We start from the raw sequence: 4,270 nt of genomic DNA on the forward strand, positions 1-4,270 counted from the left end.
GAAGACGTCAACGCCGAGCGCGTGCTCGACGGCGACAGTCCCCGCAAGAAGCCCGCCGCCCGCCAGCGGGGGGAGCGGTGGAACTGGTCGGGCACCGTCATCCTCATCCTCTGCGCGCTGACGGTGCTGGTGCCGCTGTACGTCACGGTGTCGATGGCGTTCAAGACGAGGTCGCAGTCCGTCGACGGCAACGCGTTCTCGCTGCCGGCGCCGTTCAGCATCGACGGCTTCGTCGAGGCGTGGGAGCTGACCGACTTTCCCCGCGCGTTCCTCATCTCCGCGCTCGTGACCGCCTTCACGGTCGCGGGCACGGTGCTGCTGGCGGCCCTCGCGTCGTTCGCGATCTCGCGCAACTGGGACCGCAAGCTCTTCCGGTACTCCTTCTACTACCTGCTCGCGGCGATGTTCCTGCCGTTCCCCGTCGTCGCGCTGCCGCAGATCCAGCTGACGGGGCTCACCGGGCTCGACAACCCGGTCGGGGTGACGATCCTGCACATCATGTTCCAGCTGAGCTTCAGCATCCTGCTCTTCACCGCGTTCCTGCGCTCGATCCCCGCCGAGCTCGAGGAGAGCGCCCGCATCGACGGCGCCAGCACGTGGCAGACGTTCTGGCAGCTGATCTTCCCGCTGCTGGCGCCCATGAGCGCCACGGTCGGTATCTTCGCCTTCCTGGCGTCATGGAACGACTTCATGATGCCGTCGCTCATCATCTCGGACCCGGGGTCGCAGACGCTGCCGGTGGTGCAGAACATCTTCCAGACCCAGTTCAGCAACAACTACAACGTCGCGTTCGCCTCGTACCTGATGGCGATGGCCCCGGCGATCATCGTCTACCTGTTCACCCAGCGGTGGGTGGTGGAGGGCGTGACGCAGGGGGCGGTCAAGGGGTGAGGATGCCGCGGGCAGTCGTCAGCGAGCCCGGGCGAGCAGCGTGAACTCCGCGGGCACCCGCGGGTGGGCGAGGATGCGGAAGTGTCCGCCCGTCTCGAGCTTGACGTTCTTCGCGCCGGGCAGTTCGCTGCCCTCGGGGATGTGCGGGTCGAACCGGCCGTAGACCGACACGATGCGGGAGTTGACCGTCTCTTGGCGGGCCAGCGCCACGATCGTGGCATCCATCGGGGAGAAGATGCGCAGGGTGGGCGGGAGCATCAGCAGGGCGTACCGGGAGCCGCCGAAGGGCGTCGAGACGGCGAGCATGCTGCGCACCCGGTCGGCGGAGGGGCCGATCATGACCTGCTTGCCGATGAGGCCGCCCTTGCTGTGGGCGACGATGATCACGTCGCGGAGGTTCTGCTCAGTGAGGTACGCGGTCACCTGCTCGGCCGCCTCGAGCACGGGGCTTTCGTTGCGGCGCAGGGCATCCAACACGTGCACCGGATGCCCGCGCTCGTGGATCGCCGCGACGAGCGGCTGGAGGAACTTCCAGGTCTCGTAGATGCCGGGGAGCACGATCACCGGCGTGCGCTCGCCGCTGAGGAAGGATTCGGGATCGGTGCGGTTGAACAGCGCCCGTATCTGCCACGCCGAAGCGTATGCGTAGTCCCGCACCCACCAGGCGGCAGCCTTTGCGGCGTCGATCACACCGCCGCCGGCACGCCGATATGCGCCACGATGGCCGACGCGACGGCTTTGGGTGCGGTGCGATGCGCCACGTGATGACCGCCGGGGATCATCACCACCGCCGCCTCGCCGGCGCGCGCTGCCAGTCGGCGACACCAGGACAGGCCCGCGATCGGGTCGTGCTCGCCGCGGATGATCAGCAGAGGCGCGGCGAGATCGCCCACCCGCTGCTCGATGGGGTAGGTCAGCATGTGGCGCACCTGCGCGAGGTAGTACGGCACGCCGCACCGGATGTAGTCGGTGAACACGATCGCGTTGGTGATCGGGGACTCACCGAGGGTGTCCAGCGCCAGCACGCTGGCCTGGGCGGGGAAGGAGCGGTGACGGTCGTCCGAGACGGGGCCGATCACGACGACGCCGGCGACGGACCCGGGGCTCTGGCAGGCCGCCTCGACGACCCACTGCGCACCCATCGAATGCCCCACCAGCACCGCCGGGGCGATATCGAGAGAATTCAGGACCGAGGCGAGTTCGGCAGCCATTTCGGCGACGTCGACATCATGGTCGGGCTTGGGCATGCCGCCGTAGCCCGGCAGGTCTATCGAGAAGACGGTGCCGTCCGCCGCCAGCACATCGTGCAGCCGAGTCAGATAGCGGTGCGACATTCCGATGCCGTGAACGAGCACTATGGGCGGTCGAGACACCGACGACGGTGTGCCGCTCGAGACCACGCGGAACTGCAGCGAACCGCGCACAATTCGCTGCTCGGTGCGCTCCGGAGAAACGCCCCGCGTCACGCCGATCAGTGGGCGGCTTCGTAGGCCTCGATCACGGCGGCCGGCACGCGGCCCCGCTCCGAGACGGTGTAACCGTTCGCCTTGGCCCATTCCCGCATCGGGCCATAGTCGTTCTGGCCGGTGCGGCGGCGCTTTCGTCCGCCGTTGCTGCCGGCTGACGATGCTCCGCGGCCGCCCGAGACGCGACGCGCCGCCGACGCGTAAGGCTCGAGAGCATTGCGCAGCGCCTGGGCGTTTTCGTCGGTCAGATCGATCTCATAAGCGATGCCGTCCAGCGAGAAAAGCACGGTCTCACCCGAGCCGACCTCGAGTTCGGTTCCGTCGAGGTCGTCGACGAGCTGGTGCACAATTCTGCGGGCCATGCGCACACCATACTGTCGATAAGGCCTGTTACGACAGGCCCCCTCGCATTTCTCATGATGTGTTATCAGGGCAGGATTCCGACGCGCCGCGCGCGCGTCACAGCTGCGTGCCGGGTGGAGGCGTCGAGCTTCGACATCGCCGAGGCGAGGTACGACTTCACCGTGCCCTCTTTCAGTCCGAGCGTCGTCGCGATTTCGGCGTTCGTCGAGCCGAGCGCGCAGCAGGCCAGCACGTCGACTTCGCGCGGCGAGAGGGTGGATTCCACCCGCTCAGCGGGGCGGTTGCCGTCGGCCGAGAGGGCCGCCAGCCGCTTCTCGAGCTGTGTGAGCCGGTTGCGCAGGCCGGCATCCTGCACCGACGCGGCGATGCTGCGCAGCTCGGCGTAGCTCTCCCGGAGCTCTTCACGCGCTGCAGTGGGCAGCCGCGCCGCGGCCTCGGTGGGGGGTGAGAGCGCCAGTCGACGGCGCACCTCGTCTCGCACGCGCAACTCGGTCGACAGTGACTCCGCGGCCGCGAACACCGGCCGTGACACCACGTCGCCGACGGGGGAGCGCTGCCAGGAGCCGCAGTAGATGATGCCTCGCGCACGCCCCGACACCATCACCGGTACGGCCAGAAGAGTTGATATGCCCTCGCCGAGGATGGCGCGGTCGTAATCGTGGGTGATGCTGCGGCTGGTGCGGTAATCCAGTGCCAGGCGGGGGCGACCCTCCACGAAGGAGGCTCCGCCCAGACCTTTGCTGGCCTGCACCACAAGCCCCTCGATGCTGCGCGTGCGGGCGCCGGCGATGGCAGTGACGTGAATGGCGCCGGAACGTTCGAGTCCGCCGAAGACGACGGGGAATCGGGTGCGGCGCGAGAGGTCGCCGACCGCACGCGCTATCAGCTGGTCATCGGTGTCGAATCCGGTTTGTGCGGCCACGCACTACCTACTTCCGGGGGTGACGGCGCCCTCGCCGACTTTCGTAGCGTCGACGCTATCACGCGGCGGGGGGCAGATCCCGGGCTCTCCGTGGGTTGTGAGACCCCTCGCGAGGGGAAGCCCCGCACAGGCGCGGTGCTCCCGAGCGGACAGAACGAGTGGCAAGGAGGCCGCACAGATGACCGCACGACCCAACGAGACCGCCCCGCCGGGCGCGATCGACTACGTCGCGGTGGAGGACTCACCGCAATTCCGCAATCTCAAGCGCAGTCAGCGCAGTTTCGTCTTTCCCTTGGCCGTGGCGTTCCTCGTCTGGTATTTCGTCTACGTGCTGCTGTCGTCCTTTGCGACCGACTTCATGAGCCAGCGCGTCTCGGGGGACATCACGGTGGGCCTGCTCTTCGGCCTGGGGCAGTTCGTGACCACCTTCGTGATCACCATGACCTATGTCTGGTATGCCAACCGCAAGCTGGACCCTCAGGCGACGGCGATTCGTGAGCAGCTGGAGCAGCAGGAGGCGGGGGCATGAACGAGATCTTCGGCGCGATCGACGCCGCGGTGCAGACCGCGGAGAACAACCCCATCCTCAACATCTCGATCTTCGGCGCGTTCGTCGCGGTGACGCTGT

At 67.7% G+C, this 4,270-nt stretch carries 6 protein-coding genes; 2 read left to right on the forward strand and 4 right to left on the reverse strand.

All coding sequences use genetic code 11. The features are described from left to right. Window positions 1-21: 21 nt before the first annotated feature. Window positions 22-891 carry a carbohydrate ABC transporter permease gene (locus NQ160_RS19590; protein ID WP_257516791.1) on the forward strand — a complete coding sequence of 290 codons (870 nt, stop codon included), beginning with the start codon at window positions 22-24 and terminating at the stop codon, window positions 889-891. An 18-nt stretch (window positions 892-909) separates the two neighbouring features. Here the strand turns inward: NQ160_RS19590 and NQ160_RS19595 are convergent, their stop codons facing one another. The 4 genes from NQ160_RS19595 to NQ160_RS19610 all read right to left on the reverse strand — a co-directional run bounded on the left by NQ160_RS19595 (window position 910) and on the right by NQ160_RS19610 (window position 3,642). Beyond that, the gene (locus NQ160_RS19595; protein WP_257516786.1) at window positions 910-1,581 is read right to left on the reverse strand and encodes an esterase/lipase family protein; all 672 of its coding nucleotides are present in this window, start codon (window positions 1,579-1,581) and stop codon (window positions 910-912) included. Beyond that, window positions 1,578-2,357, reverse strand: a complete 780-nt coding sequence (locus tag NQ160_RS19600; protein WP_257516787.1) for an alpha/beta fold hydrolase — start codon at window positions 2,355-2,357, stop codon at window positions 1,578-1,580. The genes NQ160_RS19595 and NQ160_RS19600 overlap by 4 nt, the downstream gene beginning before the upstream one ends. 5 nt (window positions 2,358-2,362) lie before the next feature. Then, window positions 2,363-2,719, reverse strand: a complete 357-nt coding sequence (locus NQ160_RS19605) for a histone-like nucleoid-structuring protein Lsr2 (protein ID WP_257516788.1) — start codon at window positions 2,717-2,719, stop codon at window positions 2,363-2,365. 65 nt (window positions 2,720-2,784) lie between these two features. After that, the gene (locus NQ160_RS19610) at window positions 2,785-3,642 is read right to left on the reverse strand and encodes a helix-turn-helix transcriptional regulator (RefSeq protein ID WP_257516789.1); all 858 of its coding nucleotides are present in this window, start codon (window positions 3,640-3,642) and stop codon (window positions 2,785-2,787) included. 178 nt (window positions 3,643-3,820) lie between these two features. Here NQ160_RS19610 and NQ160_RS19615 point away from each other — a divergent pair, with 178 nt between their 5' ends. Then, on the forward strand, window positions 3,821-4,171 hold the full coding sequence (locus NQ160_RS19615; RefSeq protein WP_257516790.1) for a DUF485 domain-containing protein: 351 nt from the start codon (window positions 3,821-3,823) through the stop codon (window positions 4,169-4,171). Window positions 4,172-4,270: the final 99 nt, after the last annotated feature.

Source organism: Microbacterium sp. zg.Y909, from assembly GCF_024626565.1.

Excerpts from the sequence above, each read along its gene's own strand:
- NQ160_RS19605 (WP_257516788.1), bottom strand. The coding sequence starts at position 2,719 with ATGGCCCGCAGAATTGTGCACCAGCTCGTCGACGACCTCGACGGAACC.
- NQ160_RS19615 (WP_257516790.1), top strand. The coding sequence starts at position 3,821 with ATGACCGCACGACCCAACGAGACCGCCCCGCCGGGCGCGATCGACTAC.